This is a genomic window from Flavobacterium sp. ZB4R12 (genome assembly GCF_048276375.1).
In the GTDB taxonomy this organism is placed as follows: domain Bacteria; phylum Bacteroidota; class Bacteroidia; order Flavobacteriales; family Flavobacteriaceae; genus Flavobacterium; species Flavobacterium gawalongense.
Map to the genome: position 1 here is coordinate 1 of NZ_JBLNKS010000052.1, position 1,193 is coordinate 1,193.

At 42.3% G+C, this 1,193-nt stretch carries 1 protein-coding gene; it reads left to right on the forward strand.

Annotated features, from left to right (window positions below):
- Positions 1 to 170 precede the first annotated feature (170 nt).
- The gene (locus ACNO7W_RS16385) at positions 171 to 1,022 is read left to right on the forward strand and encodes an L-type lectin family protein (protein WP_417938927.1); all 852 of its coding nucleotides are present in this window, start codon (positions 171 to 173) and stop codon (positions 1,020 to 1,022) included.
- Positions 1,023 to 1,193: the final 171 nt, after the last annotated feature.

The following is a 1,193-nucleotide window of genomic DNA, read 5'->3' on the forward strand; positions in this document are numbered from 1 at the left end:
CCCAATATATGATCCCAAATGTCACTGGTCTGTTGCAGTTCAGTAATATACATATTATGGAAATACAAAAAGGAAGATATAACTAACAATTCGATGATTCATTATTTATCAGTCTGAATATTCAAGCAAAGCCCCAGGCAAAGTCATAGTTGCATGCTAATTTCAACATCATGGCCATCTTCCAGAAACACCTCTCCCTTCCTTTTCTCGTCTTTGCAATTGCAACCATCGTCCTCATGTCACTTAGAGGAGTGAACTCAGCAGATTCACTCTCCTTCACCTTCAGTGACTTCGACCCAAATGGAGAGGATCTGTTATTCCAGGGTGATGCACACGTTACATCAAACAATATCCTACAGCTTACCAAGACTAGTAACGGTGTACCACTGCAAAACTCCGTTGGCCGAGCCTTATTCTCTACGCCGATACACCTTTGGGAGAAAAGCACAAACAGACTCTCAAGCTTTGAAAGCACCTTCACCTTTGTCCTCACATCACCCCAATCCAACCCAGCCGATGGCTTCGCATTCTTCATTGCACCACCTGACACTACCATACCTGAAGGTTCCGACGGAGGATTATTAGGACTCTTCAGCCCAGAGAATGCACTTAACCCCAAAGCAAACCAAGTTGTTGCTGTTGAATTCGACACTTTCTATGATAAAAGCTCTAACAGTTGGGATCCAAATTATGTGCACATTGGAATCGATGTGAACCAAATTAAGTCTTCGGCAACCGTGAGATGGGATAGGAAAGAAGGGGTAATAGGCACTGCCCGCATAAACTATAACGCTGCCACTGGAAATCTAAGTGTCGTTTCTTCTTACCCTGGTAGTCAAGATTATGTTGTCTCTTATATCGTTGACTTGAGAACCAAGCTTCCGGAATGGGTCAGAGTTGGATTCTCAGCTTCGACAGGGCAACAATATCAAGTGCATAGCATTCGCTCTTGGTTTTTCAACTCAGTCTTACTCTACACCAAGGCCAAGAATGAGGACATGTATATGGCAAGTGTTGTATGATGTGGAGTGCTTAATTTCTACCGTGTCATGTATGATATATATATGCCAATAAGGACGTGTAAGGTCCGAAACCATGTTTTACGTACGTTCCAGTTTGAGTTATCCATGGTGTAGAGCCATCTGTGTAATAGAACTTTATCTATCTATCCAATAATTAATGCTTTATATGGC

Coding starts and splice junctions, on each gene's coding strand:
- ACNO7W_RS16385 (WP_417938927.1), top strand. CDS start 171: ATGGCCATCTTCCAGAAACACCTCTCCCTTCCTTTTCTCGTCTTTGCA.